This is a genomic window from Streptomyces silvisoli, assembly GCF_029269905.1.
Taxonomy (GTDB): domain Bacteria; phylum Actinomycetota; class Actinomycetes; order Streptomycetales; family Streptomycetaceae; genus Streptantibioticus_A; species Streptantibioticus_A silvisoli_A.
The window spans coordinates 297924-318932 of sequence record NZ_JARJBC010000004.1; the positions used below are offsets into that span (position 1 = coordinate 297924).

The window sequence follows — 21009 nt, forward strand, 5'->3', positions numbered from 1 at the left end:
GCCCCTCGGGGCTAGGCCCCCACGCTGGCGAGGTACGCCTGGGCCAGGTCCGGCTCGAAGAACCAGTTCTCGAAGTCGGCGGGGTTGTCGAAGCCGTTGGCGAAGCGGTTGGCCACCGGCGGGAGTTGGCCCGCCGCCCCGATCAGGTTCAGCACGTGCTCGGGCGGCGGGGCCAGCATCGCGTTGGTCCACTTGGTGACGTGCTGGGCGTACTCCCAGTAGCGGTCGAAGGCGGCCTGCATCCAGTCGCGGTCGAACGGCTTGTCACCATGCGCGACGATGCTGTCCAGGTACGAGGCCGCGCACTTGGCGGCGTTGTTCGAACCCTGGCCGGTGATCGGGTCGTTGGCCACGACGACGTCGGCCACGCCCAGCACGAGCCCGCCGGAGGGGAGTTCGCCGATCGGATTGCGCACCGTGGGTGCGTAGCGCCCGGCCAGCGTGCCGTTGGCGTCGGTGAGTTCGACGCCGCGCGCCCGGTCGTACTCCCAGGGCAGGAAGCGCTCCATCAACTCCAGGGTGAGCCGCAGGTGTTCACTCGGGTCCTTGACGCCCTCGAAGACGTCCAGCGGGCCGCCGGGGATGCCCTCCCAGAACAGGATGTCGGCCGGCCCCGAGGTGGTCAGCGTCGGCATGATGAACATCTCACCGACGCCCGGCACCAGGTTGCACCGCACCGCGTGGTAGTCCGGGTGCTCCGGGCGCGGACCGAGACCGTTCACATAGGCGACGGCCAGCGCGCGCTGCGGGGCGTCGTACGGGGAGCGGGCCGCGTCCCGGCCGAACATCGACACCAGCTCGCCCTTGCCCGCGGCCACCAGCACCAGGTCGTAGCGCCGCGCGAAGTAGTCGAGGTCGGAGACCGCGGCACCGTGGATCACGAGCTGACCGCCGCGCTGGGCGAACGCCTCCATCCAACCGGCCATCTTCACCCGCTGGTCGACGGACTGGGCGTAGCCTTCGAGCCGCCCGACCCAGTCGATCGGACGCGAGCCGTCCGGACCGGCGACGGAGACGCCGAGCCCCTCGATGCGCGGGGCCTGGCTCTCCCAGAAGTTCAACTCCAGGTCCCGCTCGTGCTGAAGGGCGGTGGTGAACATGCACTGGGTGGACATGACCTTGCCGGCGCGGATCTCGTCCGCGGTGCGGTTGGTCATCAACGTGACCTCGTAACCGCGGGACTGCAGGCCGAGGGCCAGTTGCAGACCGGACTGTCCGGCTCCGACGATGAGTATCTTGCGCATCGCGAATTCCTCGCACATAGGGGGGTCCGGGGGCGAGCCCCCGAATATCAACTACTCCGGCAGCACTGTCAACGCGTGCCCGCACAGCGCGACCAGCGCCTCGACCACCGACTCGCGCTCCCGCGCGTCACAGACGACCACGGGTATCCGCGCCGGTACGGACAGCGCGTCGCGAACGTCCTCCGCGTCGTACTCGGGCGACCCCTCGAAGTGGTTCACCGCGACCACGAACGGAAGTCCGCAGGTCTCGAAGTAGTCGAGGGCGGGGAAGCAGTCGGCCAGCCGCCGGGTGTCGGCCAGCACGATGCCGCCGATGGCGCCGCGGGCCAGGTCGTCCCACATGAACCAGAAGCGCTGCTGGCCCGGGGTGCCGAACAGGTAGAGCACCAGTTCCTGGTCGAGGGTGATCCGGCCGAAGTCCATGGCGACCGTGGTCGTGGTCTTCTCCGGCGTGGCCGCCAGGTCGTCGACGTCCTCACTGGCCCTGGTCATCAGGGCCTCGGTGGTGAGCGGGGTGATCTCGGAGACGGAGGACACGAAGGTGGTCTTGCCCACGCCGAAGCCGCCCGCGACGACGATCTTGGCGCTCGCGGGTGCCCGGCTGGTGTCCTTCTGCCAGTCCTGTATGCCTTCTTCCGCTTCCGGCATCGGATACGGCGCGGCCGTCTCAGAGCTTGCGAAGTCCACTGAGCACCCTTTCCACCAGCGCGCGGTTGGGCTGTACCGGTCCCTGCCCGGCGCCGTAGACGCGGATCTTCCCCTGGTCCGCCAGATCGCTGAGCAGCACCCGGACCACTCCGAGCGGAATGCGCAGCAGTGCCGAGATCTCGGCCACCGACCGCATCCTGCGGCACAGTTCGACGATGGCCCGCAGCTCCGGCATCACCGCGGTGGCGATCCCGCCGGAGGTCAACTGGGGCCGCTCCTCCGGCGCGTCGATGGTGGCGACGAACGTCTCCACCAGCAGCACGTGGCCGAAGCGGGTCCGTCCGCCGGTCAGCGCGTACGGGCGGACCCGGGAGGGTTTGCGGTCCGCGCCGCGGACCGGTAGCGGGGACGCGGGCATCACTGCTCGCTTTCGGTCAGGGTGCCCGCCGGTTCGGCGGCACGGGCCTTGCTGAGCTCGCTGCGCAGCTCAGGGGTGAGGACATGTCCGGCACGGCCGACGAACAGCGCCATGTGGTAGGCGACCACGCTCATGTCGCACTCCGGCGAGGCGTGCACGCCCAGCAGCGAGCCGTCGCTGATCGACATCACGAACAGGCAGCCGTTCTCCATCGCGACCACCGACTGCTTGACCGGCCCGGCGTTCATCAGCCGTGCCGCGCCGTCGGTGAGCGAGGCGAGCCCGGAGACGACGGTCGCCAGGTCGCCGGAGGCCTTCGCCGGGCCCTTGCCGGGGCCCCGGCACGGCTGTTCGGCGCCGATGACGGTCTCGCCGTCGGCGTCGGAGGAGCACAGCAGCAGTCCGTCGGAGGAGATGACGGCGACCGAGCGGACCCCCGGCACCTCCTCGACCAGGTTGCCCAGCAGCCACTGGAGGCTGCGCGCCTCGTGGCTGAGCGGGCCGGTGCTGGATCCGGTTCTCGACTGGTTCACCCGCGTGCCTCCTCGGAGGGTTCACCGTGTTGTGACTGCCGGTGCTGGGGTAGCTGCTGGTGCTGCCGGGCGGCGGCCGGCCGTGGTGGCTCCACGGTGCCCGTCGCCTCGGCCTCGGCGTCCCGCCGCCCCTGGCGCAGCCCGTGTGCGAAGCCGCCGAGCCGCCGCCGCAGGGCGTCGGCGTCGACCGGCGCGTTGCGCGGGCGGTCGGCGGGCTCACCGGTGAGCCCACTGGCCCTGGGCACCCGCTTGGGGAGCCCCTTGCCCGTCAACCCACCGGATTCCGGGTCGGTCTGGTCGTCCGGGGCGCTCCGCGCGGGTTGCTCCGGTTGCGCGGCTTCCTCGGTACGCGGGTGCCGGGGCCGGGCGGTGGGACCGTCCCCGGCCGCGGGGGTACGGGCGTGCTGGTCCGTCTCCGCGGCGCGGCGCGGCGCCGGGTCCGCGGCCGCAACGGCCTTGGCGCCGACGGCCGGTGCCGTTGCCGGGGCCCGGTCGGCGGCGCCGGTCACCGGGGCGGCGTACGGGTCCTGCGGCGGCGCCACGCTCTCCGCGGGGTGGACGACGAGGGTGCGCGGCAGCACCACGACCGCGGTCACCCCGCCCTGCTTCTGCTCGCGCAGCTGGACGCGGATCCCATGCCGTCCGGCGAGCCGCGCCACCACGTACAGGCCGAGCCCGGCGGTGGCGTGCGACTCGTCCGGGTGCGGGTCGGCGAGCAACTGGTTCAGCTCGTCCAGCCGGTCGTGCGGGATGCCGATACCGGCGTCCTCGACCGACAGCATGGCCTCGCCGTTCTCCAACAGCCAGCCGGTGACCTGGACATCGGCGTGCGGCGGGGAGAACGCGGTGGCGTTCTCCAGCAGTTCGGCGACCAGGTGGGCGGTGTCGTCGGCGGCGAACCCGGCGACCTGGGCGCGCGGCAGGAACGGGATCCGCACCCGCTCGTAGCGCTCCACCTCGGAGACACCGGCGCGCACCACGTCCAGCAGCGGCACCGGCTTGGCCAGCGCGCCGCCGCTGGTCTCGGCGCCGGCCAGCACCAGCAGGCTCTCGTTGTTGCGCCGCATCCGGGTGGCCAGGTGGTCCAGCCGGAACAGGGTCTTCAACTCGTCCGGGTCCTGCTCGCGGTCCTCAAGCCCCTCGATCAGGGCGAGTTGCCGCTCGATCAGCGCGAGGGTGCGCAGGCTGAGGTTGATGAAGGTGGCGTGCGGCACGCCGCGCAACGACTCGACGCGGGCGAGGAGTTCGTCCCGCTCGGCCATCAGCGCCGCCGCCTGGCCGCGCAACTCGGCCTGCTGGCGGCGCAGTCCATCGCGTTCCGCGGCCACCTTCTGGCGTTCGCCGACCAGTCGGACGCGTTCCTTCTCCTGCTCGGCGGTCTCGGCGCGCAGCCGCACGGTGTCCTCGGCGAGCCGTTCCACGGCCAGCGCGACGGCGGCGAACTCGTCCCCGCTGCCGGTCGGCACCGGCGGCTGCTGGTCACCCGCGTAGCGGCGCAGCGCGGCCAGCGGGCGGGTGACCGAACGGGTGGTACGGACCCCGATGCCGAGTGCCAGCAGTGCGCACAGGCCCACCAGGGTGGCCCGCAGCTCCAGCGCCGTCACGTCGTCGTCGCGCAGCGTGGTGAGCCGGGTGGTGTCGGCGGCCGCCAGTGAGGCCTGGACGGCCCGCATCCGGTCGACCCGGGCGGACAGCGCGGAGTCCACGTCGGCCGTCTTGAGCCGGTTGTCTGACTCGCTCAGGTACGACTTGGCGGTCAGCCGCCGCAGATACGTCTCGGCGGTGGCCACATCGGTGCCGGTGACGGTCTGCGCGTACTGGGTCTGGGCGGGGGTGGTGGCGGTGGCGGCGAAGTCGGCCAGTGCGGACTGCTCGCCCAGCCGGGCCTGCTGGGCCTGGGTCACCAGGGGCGAGGAGGTGCCGCCCGCGGTGAGCGCGGCGACGAGCAGGCCGTGTTCCGCGGAGGCCTGGTCGACGGCCTGGGCGAGGGCGGGTCCGGCGCTGGTGTCGGCGGCGGAGGCCCGGGCGGGCAGGGCGCGGGCCAGGGCGCCGCTGACGCCGTCGAGGGCGTCGATGAGCGGACTGTAGGCGTCGAAGGCGTCCTTGGCGGCGCCGGGGCCGGACAGGGCGGTCTGCCGGATGTGCCCGAGGTTCGCCAGCGCGGTGCGCACCGTCTGGGTGGTGCGGGCCAGGTCGGCCGAGCCGCCGGTGTCCAGCGCGGCCGCCTGCTGGGTCACGTCGGTGGCCTGGCGGTCGACGCGGGCGCGCTCGTCCTCGCTGATGCCGCGGCCGGAGGCGGTGCTGCGTCCGGCGGCCACGTAGGCGGTCATGTCGTCGCGCTCGTCGGCGAGCGAGTGCGCGAGGGCTATCGCCGAGGTGTTCAACTCGGTCAGCCGCAGCAGGCGCTGCGACTGGGACAGATCGCCGATGGCCGAGACGAGCCCCGGGGCTCCGGCGGCCAGTACCGCGATGACCGAGACCAGCAGGGCGCCGAGCAGTCGCTGACGCACCCGGCGTTTGGGCGGCGCGGGGCGCGCGGCCTTGATCTTCTCCGCGACCGCGGGTTCCGTGCGCGCTTGAGTGCGCCCTCTCCTCATTGTCCGCACCGGTTCTCGCATTCCTGTCTCGTACGTCGGTACGGCCGTGGGCACAGCCGAAATGACGCCAAATCAGTTGGGCATCCGACGCCTGGGCCGAACCGTACGGCCGTCCCGCGGCGTTTTCCCCCGATGCGTTGTGGTTGTTACGGCAGAGCTTGTCGCGTTCTTCACGCGCCGCGTGGAACGCGGTCCCCCGGACTCGGCCGTGCCGTCCCGAAGGAGTGAACAACAACCGGAAGTTGACCTTCAACTCCGGACGGCGGTCCACACCCGTTCTTCACGCACGGCGGTTTGGTGAAGGCGGCGCGGTCCTGGAAAGATGCCCACCCGCATTGGCGGCGGGCCACCGCCTGTCGACCCCCTGGAGGCCGCGGGCCGCGCCCGGCCCGCCTCGACGCCGTTCGAACGGGCGCTCAGGCAGACTTGCGGCATGCGCATCGAGACCGCCACGGAGCCTGGCGACCCGGAACGCCCCAACGAGGACTTCGCCGCCGTTGCCCTGCCCGCTTCCGGTCAGGGCGCGGCGGTGGTGCTGCTGGACGGCGTCACGCCGCATCCGGAAGGCACCGGGTGTGTGCACGGCGTTCCGTGGCTCGTGGCGCGGCTCGGTGGCGCACTGCTCGAACTGTCCGGTTCGCAACGGGATATGACACTGCGGGAGTGCCTCGCGGAGGCGATCGCGCGGACCGCGCGGCAGCACGGTGAAAGCTGTGACCTTTCTCACCCCTACACTCCCCAGGCAACCGTCGTGGCGGTCCGGTGGAACCAGGACGCTGTCGAGCATCTGGTGCTTTCCGACTCGGTCTTGCTCATCGAGGACACAACGGGCAACACGCGGGCGGTCCTTGACGACCGTCTGGACCATCTGCCCGAGCCGGTGCCCTCACTGCGGGCGGCGGTACGCGCGCTACCGCGCGACTCCGCCGAGTGGGCGAGGGCCCGTGCGGAGCACGCCCGGGCGGTGGAGGCGTTGCGCAACGCCGAGGGCGGCTTCTTCACCGCCGCGGCGGATCCCTCAGTGGTCGCGCGGGCGGTGTGCGGCACGACGCCCCGCGCCGAGGTACGGGCGGTGGCCGCCCTGACGGACGGGGCGGCGCGTCTGGTGGAGGTCTTCCACGAGTGCGACTGGCCGGAACTGCTGGCCCTGCTGCGCAAGGAGGGTCCCCAGTCCCTGATCACCCGGGTCCGCACCGCCGAGTCGGCGGACCCGCTCAGGAGCGCCTTCCCCCGCAGCAAACGCCACGACGACGCCACAGCGGTCCTGGCGGAGCTGTAACACCCCTTCGCGGTCGCCGGCACGGGCACCCGCCCAGGCGCCCGGTCCCGTGGCGACGACGCGCGACCCACGCGGCGGAGACCGGCGGTAGCGGACCAGCCGCACCCGGGCAGGATCCGGACGGGCGGAGCGCGAAGACACGAGGACGCGCCCGCGGACGTGGAGGGGGCGGCCTGTCGCTAGGCGTCCCCGCAGCGGTCCTCCGGGGCGTTGATCGCGTTGAGCGCCTCCAGGAGGCGCGCCAGCTCCGTGACGTCCTGCCGCGGCCACGCGGACAGCCGCCCCCGGTACCGCGCGCGGCGCGCGTCCCGCACGCGTGTGAAGCGGCTGCGGCCCTCGTCGGTGAGCCGGACGAGGAACGCCCGGCCGTCCGCCGGATCCTGCTCCCTGCTGACCAGCCCCAACTGCTCCAGCGCCCGAAGCTGCCGGCTCATCGTCGCCTTGCCGACCCCGAAGTACGCGGCCAGGTCGGTCGCCCGCTCCGGGCCCGCCTCCTCAAGGCGTACCAGCAACCCGTACGCCGAGGGTTCCAGCTCCGGATGGACCGCCCGCGCCATCTCACCGGACGAGGCGCGGGCGCGCCGGTAGAAGACGGTGATCTCCCGCTCCAACGCCTCCAGGTCCCGATCCCCCTCGGGATACTCCTCATTCCGCACGTCAGCGCCCTCTCGCCCGTCCCCAGGGCTGAAATTTCGTTTCAGCACCTGCCATCGCCGCAGCTCCTTCAGTATTTCGCAGGATTAGACCAACGGCAGTGACCGGGCCCTCTTCCATCCCGCCGTTCTACGCGCGTACGGTCACCATGTCATGGCCATAACAGGGAGGGAACATGTCCCCTGCCGACAGCCCCCTGAGCCCCCGCCCCCACAGATCCCGCGCCGTCCTGACGGCGCTGGCCGCCCTGTTCACGCTCCTGCTCGCGTTACCCGGTACGGCGTCTGCCGCCGCGGCCGCGGGCCGCGCCCCCGTCACCCACCCCCAACTGGACTGGATGGGCTCGACCGTACTCCGCCACGAGGGCGGCGCCCCCTCCAACCACCCCGTCTTCCCGCTGGTCGTACAGACCCCCGGCATGGACGTCAGCGGCTACCAGGGCGATGTCGACTGGACCGCCGCCCGCTCGAACGGCGGCCGGTTCGCCTATGTGAAGGCCACCGAGAGCACCACGTACACCAACCCGTACTTCGCCCAGCAGTACAACGGCTCGTACGGCGTGGGCATGATCCGTGGCGCGTACCACTTCGCGACTCCCGACACCTCGGACGGCGCCGCCCAGGCCGACTACTTCGTCGACCACGGCGGCGGCTGGTCGGCCGACGGCAGGACGCTGCCGCCCGCGCTCGACATCGAGTACAACCCGTACGGCGCGACCTGCTACGGCCTGGGCCCATCGGCGATGGTCAGCTGGATCGCCGACTTCAGCGACACGGTGCACGCGCGCACCGGCCGCTACCCGGTCATCTACACCACCGCCCAGTGGTGGTCCGAATGCACCGGTGGCACTACGGCGTTCGCCGCCGGCAACCCGTTGTGGACCGCCCGCTACACCTCCACCCCGGGTGCGCTGCCGTCCGGTTGGAGCTACCAGACCTTCTGGCAGTACGCCGACACCGGTGTACTGCCCGGGGACCAGGACTACTTCAACGGCACGTACACCCGGCTCCAGGCACTGGCCAACGGATGAACGTGCGGCCGCCCCGCCCTCGTTGGGCGGGACGGCCGCACCGTCCGGGACCTACGCGGCGACCGGGACCGCCCGGTCCGCCGCGGGCTCCAGCGCCAGCCTCAGCACCTGGCGGACATCCGCGACCGCGTGCACATCCAGCTTCTCCAGCACCTCGCTCGGCACATCGTCCAGGTCGGCCTCGTTCCGCTTCGGGATGATCACCGTGGTCACCCCGGCCCGGTGCGCGGCCAGCAGCTTCTGCTTGACGCCACCGATCGGCAGCACCCGCCCGGTCAACGACACCTCCCCGGTCATCGCCACGTCCTCGCGCACCCGGCGCCCGGACAGCAGCGAGGCCAGTGCCGTGGTCATCGTCACACCCGCGCTCGGCCCGTCCTTGGGCACCGCGCCCGCGGGGACGTGCAGATGGACACCGCGGTCCTTCAGGTCGGCCACCGGGAGCTCCAGTTCCGCACCGTGCGAGCGCAGGAAGGACAGCGCGATCCGCGCCGACTCCTTCATCACGTCGCCGAGTTGGCCGGTGAGCGTCAGCCCGGTGCCGCCGGTCTCCGGATCGGCCAGCGACGCCTCGACGTACAGCACATCGCCGCCCGCGCCGGTCACCGCCAGGCCGGTGGCCACCCCGGGGACCGCGGTGCGTCGCTCGTCCGGGTCCTGCGCGGACTCCGGCACGTGGTGCGGTCGGCCGATCAGCCGCCGCAGGTCGTCCGGGCCGACGGTAACCGGGAGTTCGGCCTCGCCCAGCTCGTGCTGCGCGGCGATCTTGCGCAGGATCCGGGCGATCGCCCGTTCCAGGTTCCGCACCCCCGCCTCGCGGGTGTACTCGCCCGCGAGCCTGCGCAGCGCCTCGTCCTCGACCGCCACCTCGTCGCCGGCCAGACCCGTGCGCTCCAACTGCCGCGGCAGCAGGTGGTCGCGGCCGATGGTGACCTTCTCGTCCTCGGTGTAGCCGTCGAGTTGGACCAGCTCCATCCGGTCCAGCAGCGGCTGCGGAATGGCTTCGAGCACGTTGGCGGTGGCGAGGAACACCACGTCGGACAGGTCGAGTTCGACCTCCAGGTAATGGTCGCGGAACGTGTGGTTCTGCGCCGGGTCGAGCACTTCGAGCAGCGCGGCGGCCGGGTCGCCCCGGTAGTCGGAGCCGACCTTGTCCACCTCGTCCAGCAGCACCACCGGGTTCATCGACCCGGCCTCCTTGATGGCGCGGACGATCCGCCCGGGCAGCGCGCCGACGTAGGTGCGCCGGTGGCCGCGGATCTCCGCCTCGTCCCGGACCCCGCCGAGTGCGACGCGGACGAACGCGCGGCCCATGGCCCGCGCCACCGACTCGCCCAGCGAGGTCTTGCCGACGCCGGGCGGGCCGACCAGCGCCAGCACCGCGCCTCCCCGCCGACCGCCGACCACGCCGAGGCCCCGGTCGGCGCGCCGCTTGCGCACCGCCAGGTACTCGGTGATCCGGTCCTTGACGTCGTCCAGGCCCGCGTGGTCGGCGTCCAGCACCGCGCGTGCGGAGGCGATGTCGTAGGCGTCCTCGGTCGTGGTGTTCCACGGCAGTTCCAGGACGGTGTCCAGCCAGGTGCGGATCCAACTTCCCTCGGGGGACTGGTCGGAGGACCGCTCCAGCTTGTCGACCTCCTTCAGCGCGGCCTCGCGGACCTTCTCCGGCAGGTCGGCCCCCTCGACCCGGGCCCGGTAGTCGTCGGACTCGTTCTCCGGGTCGCCGTTGAGCTCGGCGAGCTCCTTGCGCACGGCGTCCAGCTGGCGCCGCAGCAGGAACTCGCGCTGCTGCTTGTCCATGCCCTCCTGGACGTCCTTGCGGATGGTCTCGGCGACGTCCTGCTCGGCGAGGTGGTCGCGCAGCCAGCCGATGGCCAGCCGCAGCCGCTCCACCGGCTCGACGGTCTCCAGCAGCTGGATGCGCTGCTCACCGGTGAGGAACGGCGAGTAGCCGGAGTTGTCCGCGAGCTGGGAGACGTCCTCGATCTGCTGGACGCGGTCCACGACCTGCCAGGCACCGCGCTTGCGCAGCCAGCTGGTGGCCAGCGCCTTGTACTCCCTGACCAGTTCCGCGACGGCGCCCGGTGCCTCGGTCGGCTCGGGCTCGCTGACCTCGGTGCCCTCGACCCACAGCGCGGCGCCCGGGCCGGTGGTTCCGGCGCCGATGCGGACCCGGCGCAGGCCGCGGATGACCGCGCCCGGGTCGCCGTCGGCGAGCCGTCCGACCTGCTCGACCGCGCCGAGGGTGCCCACCGCCGCGTACCGGCCGTCCACCCGAGGCACCAGCAGGACACGCGGCTTGCGTGCCAGGGAGCCGGAGCGGATGCCGGGAACATGGGCCGCCTCGGGCCGGTTGCTCTCCACTGCCTGCGCCGCCTCCACGGCGGCCCGCACCTCGGCGTCGCTCAGATCGAGCGGTACGACCATGCCGGGCAGCACGACCGCGTCATCCAGCGGCAGCACGGGCAGGGTGAGCGGGGCGGACGAGGTCTCTTCAGCCATGATCTCTCCCTAGGCAATCAAGTTGAGCTGTATCGACTCAATGCTTTTGAGCGTGGCATTGTTCCCGACCTTCCCAGGGACGTGTTCGCCGTGAGCGATCAGCGACGGACCGACCGTTCATGCGAGCCTGGGCGGCATGGACGACACGACCAGCGCGGTGACCGTGATCGACCGCAGGGAGGGTCCGTACGGCGAGGTCGTACTGCGCCGGCGACTCGTCGAGGGGACCGAGCGGTACGAGATCATCGAGAACGGCTGCTTCCTGATGGACACCTCCGACGGCCGCTCGGAGCGGCTGCTCGTCCAGGCGCCGCTGCGGGCGCTGGGCGGCGCGGGGCTGTCAGTGCTCATCGGCGGCCTCGGCGTCGGGTTCTCACTCGCCGAAGCGGCGGCCGAGCCGCGGTGGGGCGCCATCACGGTGGTGGAGCGGGAGCCGTCGGTCATCGACTGGCACCGCGGCGGCCCGCTCGACCGCTTCTCGGCACACGCGCTGGACGATCCACGGGTCACCGTCATCGGAGGCGACCTGGTGTCCCACCTACGTGAGGCGGACATCACGTATGACGCGCTCTGCCTCGACATCGACAACGGCCCGGACTGGACCGTCACCGACTCCAACGACTCGCTCTACTCCCCGGCGGGCCTTGCCGACTGCCGGGCACGACTGGCCCCGGGCGGAGTGCTCGCGGTGTGGTCCGCGCAGCCCTCGGAGCGTTTCGAGGAGGCGTTGCGCACCGCCGGGTTCGAACAGGTCCAGACCATTGCTGTCCCGGTTGCCCGAGGTGTCCCGGATGTGGTCCACCTCGGGGTACGGCCCGCGTAGCCGCAGGCCATCCGCGCCCTTTACGCTGCTTGCCAAGCAGCGCGACCAAGTGGGGGCGGGCCCGATGGACAACACACAGACGACTACGGCGAACGGCGGGGCCGGAACACCTCTACCTGGTACCCAGCGCCGGGTGCTGGTCGTCGAGGACGACCCGACGATCGCCGACGCGATCGCCGCCCGGCTGCGCGCCGAGGGCTTCCAGGTGCACACCGCGGGCGACGGCCCGGCCGCCGTGGACACCGCCCACGCCTGGCAGCCCGACCTCCTGGTGCTCGACGTGATGCTGCCCGGCTTCGACGGCCTGGAGGTCTGCCGCCGGGTCCAGGCGCAGCGGCCGGTGCCGGTGCTGATGCTCACCGCCCGGGACGACGAGACCGACATGCTGGTCGGGCTCGGGGTCGGCGCCGACGACTACATGACCAAGCCGTTCTCCATGCGGGAGCTGGCCGCCCGGGTGCACGTACTGCTCAGACGGGTCGAACGGGCCACCGCCGCCGCGCGCAGCCCGCGCGGCGGAACGTTGCAGCTCGGCGACCTGGCCATCGACCACGCCCAGCGCCGGGTACGAGTGCGCGGGGACGACGTCCACCTCACCCCGACCGAGTTCGACCTGCTGGCGTGCCTGGCGCAGACGCCGCGCGCCGTGCTCTCCCGCGAGCAGCTGCTGGCGGAGGTGTGGGACTGGGCGGACGCGTCGGGCACCCGGACCGTCGACAGCCACATCAAGGCACTGCGCCGCAAGATCGGCGCCGAACGCATCCGCACGGTCCACGGGGTGGGGTACGCCCTGGAGACGCCTGCGCCGTGAGGCCGGTCACGCCCCCCACACCCGTTCCGCCGCGGAACGGGTGCCCACGCCCCTGGGGTGCCTTTGTCGACCCGGTCGCGACCCGCCGGAAGGCGCCGGAGGTAGGTGGGAATGAGTCGTAGCCGGGCACCGGGCGGCCCCCGGTTCTTCCGGCGGTCGCCGACCGCCGAGCGCACCCGCGCGTGGCAGTGGATCTGGGACGGTCTGCGCCCCGTCGACCCGTTCCGGTCGATCAAGGCGGCCCTGGGACTGCTGGTGATCAGCTCGGTCTTCCTGACCACCCTGCTGGTCCTGGTGGCCATCCACTCGGAGACCGAACTCCGGGTGATCACCATCTTCTCCATCATCACCTCGATGCTGCTGATGCAGTTCGTCTCGCACGGGCTGACCTCACCGCTGCGCGAGATGACCGCGGTCGCCCGCGCGATGGCCCAGGGCGACTACAGCCGCCGGGTACGCACCGGGCGCCGGGACGAGCTCGGCGAGCTGGCCGTCACCTTCAACAGCATGGCCGCCGACCTGGAGGCCGCCGACCGGCACCGCAAGGAGTTGGTGGCCAACGTCTCCCATGAGCTGCGCACCCCGATATCGGGCCTGCGCGCCCTGCTGGAGAACGTGGTGGACGGCGTCTGCGAGGCCGACCCGGAGACCATGCGGGCGGCGCTCGCGCAGACGGAGCGGCTCGGCCGCCTGGTGGCCGACCTGCTGGACCTGTCCCGGCTGGACAGCGGTGTGGTGCCGCTGGACGCCCGGCGCTTCGAGGTGTGGCCTTACCTGTCCGGGGTGCTGAAGGCGGCGAGCATCAAGCCGGGCGTGGCGCTGGCGTCCCCGTCGCACTCCCGCTCCCGCGGCGACGTCCATCTGCACCTCGACGTCTCGCCGCCGGAGCTGACCGCCTACGCCGACGCGGAGCGGCTGCACCAGGTGGTCTCCAACCTGATCGACAACGCCGTCAGGCACAGCCCGCCCAGTGGCCGGGTCACCGTGCGCGCCCGGCGCGGCGCGGGCCCGGAGAGTTTGGAGCTGGAGGTGCTCGACGAGGGTCCCGGCATCCCGGAGTCGCAGCGCTCGAAGGTCTTCGAACGGTTCAGCAGGGGCAGCATCCCTGCCCCGCACGGTTCGGGCAGCGACGGCGGCACCGGGCTGGGGCTGGCCATCGCCCGTTGGGCCGTGGAACTGCACGGTGGCCGGATCCGGGTGGCCGAATCCCCACGCGGCTGCCGCATCCACCTCACCCTTCCGGGTAAGGATCAAGTGTTGGATTGACGCACGGTCTCGAACTAGAGCACCCCAGCGGAGCAGGAAACCGCAGGCCGAAGGCCGAATGGGCGCCTCTGCGCGGGCATGGGCAGCGCGCGGGCGCCCAAAAGAATGCCGATTTCCCGCCAAAGCCAGCCGCCAAACCAAGTTTTCGGTGTGACGTACACGACGACTGCCCCTCGTAACCTGCGCGTACCCGCCCGGTAGGCGTAGCCTTTATTTCCGCTGTCCACCACCTTGTGAAGCGGAAGAGGGCGGTTGCCGCCGTGTCGTCACAGTCCCCCAACACATCGAGCGTCTCGACCGACCCTGACGGTCAGGGCAAGAGCCCTGCGTCCGGTTTCGGGCCGAACGAGTGGCTCGTCGATGAGATCTACCAGCAGTACCTCCAGGACCCGAACTCGGTAGACCGAGCCTGGTGGGACTTCTTCGCGGACTACAAGCCGGGCACGGACACCGGCTCGGCGGTCGCCACTCCGCCGCCGACCGGCACGGCCGCCCCCGCGGCGCCCGCCCCCGCTCCGGCCGCGCCGTCGGCCCCGAAGCCTCCCGCCGCCGCCCCCGCGCCCGCCTCGCAGGCCGCCCCGGCCCCGGCTGCCCCCGCACAGCAGCCGGCTCCGGCCGCCCCCGCCGCGAAGCCCGCGCCCGCCGCGGCCGCGCCGAAGCCCGCCGCCGCTCCCGCGCCGAAGGCCAAGGCGGAGCCGGAGACCGAGGCGCCGCTGGGCCCCGAGCTGATCACGCTGCGCGGCCCCGCCGCGGCCGTCGCCAAGAACATGAACGCCAGCCTTGAGCTGCCGACGGCGACCAGCGTCCGCGCGGTCCCGGTCAAGCTGCTGTTCGACAACCGCATCGTCATCAACAACCACCTCAAGCGCGCCCGCGGCGGCAAGGTGTCCTTCACCCACATCATCGGCTACGCGATGGTGCAGGCGATGAAGGCGATGCCCTCCATGAACTACTCGTTCATGGAGAAGGACGGCAAGCCGACGCTGGTCAAGCCCGAGCACGTCAACCTCGGCCTGGCGATCGACCTGGTCAAGCCGAACGGTGACCGCCAGCTGGTCGTCGCGGCGATCAAGAAGGCCGAGACGCTGAACTTCTTCGAGTTCTGGCAGGCCTACGAGGACATCGTCCGCCGCGCCCGCAACGGCAAGCTGACGATGGACGACTTCACCGGCGTCACCGCCTCGCTGACCAACCCGGGCGGCATCGGCACCGTGCACTCCGTGCCGCGGCTGATGGGCGGCCAGTCCATGATCATGGGCGTTGGCTCGATGGACTACCCGGCCGAGTTCCAGGGCACCTCCCAGGAGACCCTGAACCGTCTGGGCATCTCCAAGGTCATGACGCTGACCAGCACCTATGACCACCGGGTGATCCAGGGCGCCGCGTCCGGCGAGTTCCTGCGGGTGATGCACCAGCTGCTGCTGGGCGAGGACGAGTTCTACGACAAGATCTTCGAGTCGCTGCGCATCCCCTACGAGCCGGTCCGCTGGCGCCAGGACATCGACACCGCGCACGACGACGACGTCACCAAGGCCGCCCGGGTCTTCGAGCTGATCCACTCCTACCGGGTGCGCGGCCACGTCATGGCCGACACCGACCCGCTGGAGTACAAGCAGCGCAAGCACCCCGACCTGGACATCATCGAGCACGGCCTGACCCTGTGGGACCTGGAGCGCGAGTTCGCGGTCGGCGGTTTCGCGGGCAAGTCGATGATGAAGCTGCGCGACATCCTCGGTGTGCTGCGCGACTCGTACTGCCGCACCGTCGGCATCGAGTTCATGCACATCCAGGACCCCAAGCAGCGCAAGTGGATCCAGGACCGGGTCGAGCGCCCGCACACCAAGCCGGAGCGCGAGGAGCAGCTGCGCATCCTGCGCCGCCTGAACGCGGCCGAGGCGTTCGAAACCTTCCTGCAGACCAAGTACGTCGGCCAGAAGCGCTTCTCGCTGGAGGGCGGCGAGTCCGTCATCCCGCTGCTGGACGCCGTCCTCGACTCCGCCGCCGAGTCCCGGCTGGACGAGGTCGTCATCGGCATGGCGCACCGCGGCCGGCTCAACGTGCTGGCCAACATCGTCGGCAAGTCCTACGCGCAGATCTTCCGGGAGTTCGAGGGCAACCTCGACCCGAAGTCGATGCACGGCTCCGGCGACGTGAAGTACCACCTGGGCGCCCAGGGCACCTTCACCGGTCTGGACGGCGAGCAGATCAAGGTCTCGCTGGCCGCCAACCCCTCGCACCTGGAGACCGTCGACCCGGTGGTCGAGGGCATCGCCCGGGCCAAGCAGGACCTGATCGGCAAGGCGGGCACCGACTTCACCGTGCTGCCCGTCCAGCTGCACGGCGACGCGGCCTTCGCGGGCCAGGGCGTGGTGGCCGAGACGCTCAACATGTCGCAGCTGCGCGGCTACCGCACCGGCGGCACCGTGCACATCGTGATCAACAACCAGGTGGGCTTCACCGCTCCCCCGGCCTCCTCGCGCTCGTCGATGTACTGCACCGACGTGGCCCGGATGATCGAGGCGCCGATCTTCCACGTCAACGGTGACGACCCGGAGGCCGTGGTCCGGGTGGCCCGGCTGGCCTTCGAGTTCCGCCAGGCGTTCAACAAGGACGTCGTCATCGACCTGGTCTGCTACCGCCGCCGGGGCCACAACGAGGCGGACAACCCCTCGTTCACCCAGCCGCAGATGTACGACCTGATCGACAAGAAGCGCTCGGTGCGCAAGCTCTACACCGAGTCGCTGATCGGCCGTGGCGACATCACCCTGGAAGAGGCCGAACAGGCGCTCCAGGACTACCAGGGCCAGCTGGAGAAGGTCTTCACCGAGGTCCGCGAGGCCGCCGCGGCGCCGGCAGCCGAGGCCGAGGTCCCGGCCGTGCTGCCGGAGTTCCCGGTCAAGCTGGACACCGCGATCTCCCAGGAGGTCGTCAAGCGGATCGCCGAGTCGCAGGTCAACCTGCCCGAGCACGTCACCGTCCATCCGCGTCTGCTGCCGCAGCTGCAACGCCGGGCGGCCAGCGTCGAGGACGGCACGATCGACTGGGCGATGGGCGAGACGCTGGCGTTCGGGTCGCTGCTGATGGAGGGCACCCCGGTCCGGCTGGCCGGCCAGGACTCCCGGCGCGGCACCTTCGGCCAGCGGCACGCGGTGCTGGTGGACCGGGAGACCGGCGAGGACTACACCCCGCTGCTCTACCTGTCCGAGGACCAGGCGCGGTTCATGGTCTACGACTCGCTGCTGAGCGAGTACGCGGCGATGGGCTTCGAGTACGGCTACTCGCTGGCCCGGCCGAACGCGCTGGTGCTGTGGGAGGCGCAGTTCGGTGACTTCGCCAACGGCGCGCAGAACGTGGTCGACGAGTACATCTCGGCCTCCGAGCAGAAGTGGGGCCAGACCTCCGGCGTCACCCTGCTGCTGCCGCACGGCTACGAGGGCCAGGGCCCGGACCACTCCTCGGCCCGTATCGAGCGCTACCTCCAGCTGTGCGCGCAGAACAACATGACGGTCGCCATGCCGACGCTGCCGTCGAACTACTTCCACCTGCTGCGCTGGCAGGTCCACAACCCGCACCACAAGCCGCTGATCGTCTTCACCCCGAAGTCGATGCTCCGGCTCAAGGCGGCCAGCTCGAAGGTGGAGGAGTTCACCTCCGGCGGCTTCCGCCCGGTGATCGGCGACGACGCGGTGGACCCGGACAAGGTGCGCAAGGTCGTCTTCTGCTCCGGCAAGGTCTACTACGACCTCCTCACCGAGCGGACCGCCCGCAAGGCGGAGGACGTCGCGCTGATCCGCATCGAGCGGCTGTACCCGCTGCCCGGTGAGGAGATCCAGGCCGCGCTGGCGCCGTTCACCAAGGCGCAGAAGTTCGTCTGGGCCCAGGAGGAGCCGGCGAACCAGGGTGCCTGGCCGTTCATCGCGCTCAACCTGATCGACCACCTGGACCTGGTGCTGGGCGCCGCCCCGGACAACGCGGACCGGCTGCGCCGGGTCTCGCGTCCCACCTCGTCCGCCCCGGCGGTCGGCTCCGCCAAGCGGCACCAGGCCGAGCAGGCGCAGCTGGTGAACGAGGTCTTCGAGATCTGAGCCTCCGGCGTTCAACGCCCAGGCCCCCGCTGATCGTTCAGCGGGGGCCTGGGCGTTTGAGGGCCTGGGAGCGAGGCCCCTCGGGGGCTTCGCCCCCGAACCAACGCCTTCTCAGTTGGGTTGGGGCTCGAAGTCCCAATAAGGCCGTTCGCGGCGCCGAACGGACATGGTGTGCGGGTGCTGCGCGCCCAACGTGTCGGCGAGCTGCTGCAGGGCCTCACCCTCCAGCTTCGCCGCCTCCTGGGTGCGCCGCAGCGACCGCAGGTCGTCGGCGAGCGCGGCCTTGCAGGACAGCGTGAGCGGATGGGTGTCCCCCAGCGCCGACTTGGCCCGCTCCAGGTTCTCCCGGCTCACCCGCGCCGCGCCCTCCTCGTCCCCGGCGAGGTTGCGGGCGCCGGAGGTGTTGAGCGCACAGCCCAGTGTCCAGGGGTGGTCCTGGCCGACGGCCGCGGCCATGTCGTGCCAGGCGCGCTCGGCGTTGGCCAGCGCCTCCCCCCGCTCGCCGTACTCCCACATCACCAGGCCGACGTTGCCCAACGTGCCGATCGCGTACGGGTGGTCCTCGCCGACCAGGCCCCGGTACCGCTCGGCCACCGCGGTGGACAGCTCGCGGGCCTGGTCGAGGTCGCCGTGCGCGCGCAGCAGCGTCGCGTAGTCGGCCTGCACCATCAGGGTGTCCGGATGGCGCGGCCCCTGCGTCTGCTGGAAGCGCTCCACCACGCTGCGCATCAGCGCCTCGGCCGCCGGCACCAGCCCGGTGCGCCGCATGCACAGCGCCAGGTTGAGCTCGGCGCGCATGGTCTGCGGGTTGAACTGGTCCATGATCTGGCGGTGCACCCGTACGTTCTGCTCCTGCCGGGACATCGCCTCCGCGTACCGGCCGAGCAGCCGCAGCATCCAGGCGTACTGCAGCCCGGAGTGCAGGGTGAGGTGGTGGCGCGGGTGCAACAGCCGTTCCCTGATGCGCAGGTTGACCGCGTGCAGGTCCAGTGCCTCCTGGTAGCGGCCGAGCAGGCCCAGCGCCAACGCCAGGTTGCCGCGGTCCTGTTGGGTGCGCGGCGCCTCCTCGCCCAGCAGCCGGGTGTAGACCTCCACGGACGCCGCGTAGAGCGCCCTGGCCTCCTCGTAGGAGCCGAGTGCCATCATGCTGCCGCCCAGACTGTTCTGCGCCCACAGCAGTTCGGGGTCGCCGGGCTCGCGCACCGCGGCCAGCTCCTCCACCGCGGCCCGGCCCAGCGCCTCGGCCTCCCGGTAACGGCCGCAGCGGCGCAGCATGTTGGCGTGCACCCGGCTGAGCTCCAGCAGCGCCGGGTCGTGCCGCGGCAGCGCCGCCCGCCACCGGGGGACGGTCAGCTCGCACAGCCGCAGCGCGATGCTGTTCTCGCCGCGCAGCTTGAGGTAGTTGAGGCAGTTGAGGATGAGTTGGCGGACGTCCGGCTCGGTGCTGTCCAGCGCACCGGAGGTCTCCAGGTGCGGGATCAGCTCGGCGTACCGCGCCCACTCCCGGGTGTCACCCGGGCTGCGCGGGTCGGCCCCGGCGAGCACCCGGCAGGCGGTGGCGGACAGTTCGTCGCGCTCGGTCTCCGACAGGTTGCTGAGCAGGAAGCCGTGGTAGAGCCGGTGCATCTGCACGGTGTCCACCGTCGGGTCCTGCTCCGGGGTCTCCACGTAGTCCATCCGGACCGCGGTGGACTCCGACAGCCTGCGCAGCGCGGTGTGCCAGCGGATCTGGTCGGTGGCCAGCGCGGCGAGGTGCTCCGGCAGGTCGGAGGGGCGGGCGGTCTGGATCAGCCGTACCGGGATGGCGTCCGGTGCGAAGAACGCGAACAGCCGGAGCAGTTCGGTCGCCTCCGGGCTGCGCTCGGCCAACGTGTTGAGCGTTATCGACCAGCTGGTCTGGAAGCCCATCGAGTAGTCGGAGGAGATCCGAATGGCGATCTGGCTGGGGCTGCCGCGGCGGATCAGTTCGATGTAGTCCTTGGCGGCCATCGGGTTGGTGGACAGCCAGGCCGAGGTCTGCGCCAGCAGCAGCGGCAGGTCCTCGACCGCGTCGGCGAGCTGGTCGGCCTCGTCGACGGTCAGCCGTTCGGCGCGGCGGCGCGCGTAGGCGATGGACTCGTCCCGCTCGAAGGGCCGGACCTCGATCTCGGAGACGGTTCCGGTGGCCGCCCAGTCCTGGGTGAGGGTGGTGAGCAGCACATGCCCGTTGCCCTCCGGCAGCAGGTCCTCGATCTGCTCCATGTCGTCGGCGCTGTCGAAGACCACCAGCCACTTGCGGTACGGCCGTCCGGTGCGCAGCGCCTCCTGTACGGCGCGGATGCGGTCGCCGAGTTCGGTGCCGGTCTCCAGACCGAGCCGGGGCGCGAGGGCCGCGAACTGCTCCCGGGCGGTGGCCCGGAACGCGGCGCTCACCCACCACACGATGTCGTAGTCGTTACTGAACCGGTGCGCGTACTCGGCGGCGATCTGCGACTTGCCGACCCCGGAGATCCCGCGCAGCGAGCACCGGGCGCCGCCCCGGCCGTCCGCGGCGAACCGCTCGTGCAGCGCCTCCAGCACCGTGTCCCGGCCGGTGAAGCGGACGTTGCGGCGCGGCAGGCTCCACACCGCGGGCGGGTCGTTGGGGAATCGCGGCGCCGCCGGATCGGGTTCGGCGTCGGGGGCCGTCCGCTCCCCGTCCAGGCCGAGCCGCCGCATGATCCTGCGGTGCGCCTCGCGGGCGTCGAGGTCGCGCAGGTCGACGGGGCTGAGCGGGGCCGCGGTGGGCGGCAGTGCCCGGGTGGCGACGCTGACCGCGGCGAACCGCTCGACGTTCGCCGGTACGACGGCGTGCAGCGCCTCGGTCCACTCGGCGTCGGTGCGCGGGCCGAGCGAGAAGTACCAGTCGTCCAGCACCAGCAGGACCCGTCCCGGCGCCGTCAGCAGGTTGTCCAGCGCCTCGGTGAGCGGCATGTCCACCGGCGGGTCCCAGCGCAGCATCGCGGTGCCGTGGCCCTGCCGTTCGAGTCGGTGCGCGATCCAGGCCGCCCAGGGCCGGTTGAACCCCGCGTAGCTTATGGTGAAGTGCTCTCGGGGGCCGCCAACCTGCGTGCGTTCGGCCATCCGACCGTCTCCCTCTG

General features: G+C 71.6%; 14 protein-coding genes. 6 read left to right on the top strand and 8 right to left on the bottom strand.

What is annotated here, in order from left to right:
* Window positions 1-11: 11 nt before the first annotated feature.
* From P3G67_RS09260 to P3G67_RS09280, 5 genes are read right to left on the bottom strand one after another with little or no spacing between them, the layout of a single operon-like run.
* Window positions 12-1244, bottom strand: coding sequence for a styrene monooxygenase/indole monooxygenase family protein (locus P3G67_RS09260; protein WP_276092993.1), 1233 nt, complete (start codon window positions 1242-1244; stop codon window positions 12-14).
* 51 nt (window positions 1245-1295) lie between these two features.
* Complete coding sequence (locus P3G67_RS09265) at window positions 1296-1892, bottom strand: GTP-binding protein (protein WP_269853879.1); 597 nt, start codon at window positions 1890-1892, stop codon at window positions 1296-1298.
* Window positions 1893-1911: 19 nt separating this feature from the next.
* Window positions 1912-2310, bottom strand: a complete 399-nt coding sequence (locus P3G67_RS09270) for a DUF742 domain-containing protein (protein WP_269853228.1) — start codon at window positions 2308-2310, stop codon at window positions 1912-1914.
* Window positions 2310-2843 (bottom strand): roadblock/LC7 domain-containing protein, encoded by a 534-nt coding sequence (locus tag P3G67_RS09275; RefSeq protein ID WP_276092994.1) that lies wholly within the window; start codon window positions 2841-2843, stop codon window positions 2310-2312. Before P3G67_RS09275 ends, P3G67_RS09270 begins: the two co-directional genes overlap by 1 nt.
* On the bottom strand, window positions 2840-5440 hold the full coding sequence (locus P3G67_RS09280) for a sensor histidine kinase (RefSeq protein WP_276092995.1): 2601 nt from the start codon (window positions 5438-5440) through the stop codon (window positions 2840-2842). The genes P3G67_RS09275 and P3G67_RS09280 overlap by 4 nt, the downstream gene beginning before the upstream one ends.
* Before the next feature lie 433 nt (window positions 5441-5873).
* Between P3G67_RS09280 and P3G67_RS09285 the strand changes: the two genes are divergently transcribed.
* Window positions 5874-6719, top strand: a complete 846-nt coding sequence (locus P3G67_RS09285; RefSeq protein WP_276092996.1) for a protein phosphatase 2C domain-containing protein — start codon at window positions 5874-5876, stop codon at window positions 6717-6719.
* 179 nt (window positions 6720-6898) lie between these two features.
* On the opposite strand, the gene P3G67_RS09290 is transcribed toward P3G67_RS09285, so the two are convergent.
* On the bottom strand, window positions 6899-7375 hold the full coding sequence (locus P3G67_RS09290; protein WP_269853231.1) for a MarR family winged helix-turn-helix transcriptional regulator: 477 nt from the start codon (window positions 7373-7375) through the stop codon (window positions 6899-6901).
* A gap of 173 nt (window positions 7376-7548) precedes the next feature.
* Here P3G67_RS09290 and P3G67_RS09295 point away from each other — a divergent pair, with 173 nt between their 5' ends.
* On the top strand, window positions 7549-8403 hold the full coding sequence (locus tag P3G67_RS09295) for a lysozyme (protein WP_276092997.1): 855 nt from the start codon (window positions 7549-7551) through the stop codon (window positions 8401-8403).
* Between the two features lie 51 nt (window positions 8404-8454).
* Here P3G67_RS09295 and lon read toward each other — a convergent pair whose 3' ends face one another.
* Window positions 8455-10905: an endopeptidase La gene (lon, locus tag P3G67_RS09300; protein WP_276092998.1), complete on the bottom strand. Its 2451-nt coding sequence runs from the start codon at window positions 10903-10905 to the stop codon at window positions 8455-8457.
* 136 nt (window positions 10906-11041) lie between these two features.
* On the opposite strand from lon, the gene P3G67_RS09305 reads away from it, so the two are divergent.
* The 4 genes from P3G67_RS09305 (at window position 11042) to P3G67_RS09320 (ending at window position 17890) form a co-directional block, all read left to right on the top strand.
* Complete coding sequence (locus tag P3G67_RS09305) at window positions 11042-11728, top strand: spermidine synthase (RefSeq protein ID WP_276092999.1); 687 nt, start codon at window positions 11042-11044, stop codon at window positions 11726-11728.
* 64 nt (window positions 11729-11792) lie between these two features.
* The gene (locus P3G67_RS09310; protein WP_269853235.1) at window positions 11793-12539 is read left to right on the top strand and encodes a response regulator transcription factor; all 747 of its coding nucleotides are present in this window, start codon (window positions 11793-11795) and stop codon (window positions 12537-12539) included.
* Between the two features lie 111 nt (window positions 12540-12650).
* Complete coding sequence (locus P3G67_RS09315) at window positions 12651-13805, top strand: sensor histidine kinase (RefSeq protein WP_276093000.1); 1155 nt, start codon at window positions 12651-12653, stop codon at window positions 13803-13805.
* Between the two features lie 260 nt (window positions 13806-14065).
* Window positions 14066-17890: a multifunctional oxoglutarate decarboxylase/oxoglutarate dehydrogenase thiamine pyrophosphate-binding subunit/dihydrolipoyllysine-residue succinyltransferase subunit gene (locus tag P3G67_RS09320; RefSeq protein ID WP_276093001.1), complete on the top strand. Its 3825-nt coding sequence runs from the start codon at window positions 14066-14068 to the stop codon at window positions 17888-17890.
* 111 nt (window positions 17891-18001) lie between these two features.
* On the opposite strand, the gene fxsT is transcribed toward P3G67_RS09320, so the two are convergent.
* Window positions 18002-20992, bottom strand: a complete 2991-nt coding sequence (gene fxsT / locus P3G67_RS09325) for an FxSxx-COOH system tetratricopeptide repeat protein (protein ID WP_276093002.1) — start codon at window positions 20990-20992, stop codon at window positions 18002-18004.
* Between the last annotated feature and the right edge of the window lie 17 nt (window positions 20993-21009).

Coding starts and splice junctions, on each gene's coding strand:
- P3G67_RS09260 (WP_276092993.1), bottom strand. CDS start 1,244: ATGCGCAAGATACTCATCGTCGGAGCCGGACAGTCCGGTCTGCAACTG.
- P3G67_RS09265 (WP_269853879.1), bottom strand. CDS start 1,892: ATGCCGGAAGCGGAAGAAGGCATACAGGACTGGCAGAAGGACACCAGC.
- P3G67_RS09270 (WP_269853228.1), bottom strand. CDS start 2,310: ATGCCCGCGTCCCCGCTACCGGTCCGCGGCGCGGACCGCAAACCCTCC.
- P3G67_RS09280 (WP_276092995.1), bottom strand. CDS start 5,440: ATGAGGAGAGGGCGCACTCAAGCGCGCACGGAACCCGCGGTCGCGGAG.
- P3G67_RS09285 (WP_276092996.1), top strand. CDS start 5,874: ATGCGCATCGAGACCGCCACGGAGCCTGGCGACCCGGAACGCCCCAAC.
- P3G67_RS09295 (WP_276092997.1), top strand. CDS start 7,549: ATGTCCCCTGCCGACAGCCCCCTGAGCCCCCGCCCCCACAGATCCCGC.
- lon (WP_276092998.1), bottom strand. CDS start 10,905: ATGGCTGAAGAGACCTCGTCCGCCCCGCTCACCCTGCCCGTGCTGCCG.
- P3G67_RS09305 (WP_276092999.1), top strand. CDS start 11,042: ATGGACGACACGACCAGCGCGGTGACCGTGATCGACCGCAGGGAGGGT.
- P3G67_RS09310 (WP_269853235.1), top strand. CDS start 11,793: ATGGACAACACACAGACGACTACGGCGAACGGCGGGGCCGGAACACCT.
- P3G67_RS09315 (WP_276093000.1), top strand. CDS start 12,651: ATGAGTCGTAGCCGGGCACCGGGCGGCCCCCGGTTCTTCCGGCGGTCG.
- fxsT (WP_276093002.1), bottom strand. CDS start 20,992: ATGGCCGAACGCACGCAGGTTGGCGGCCCCCGAGAGCACTTCACCATA.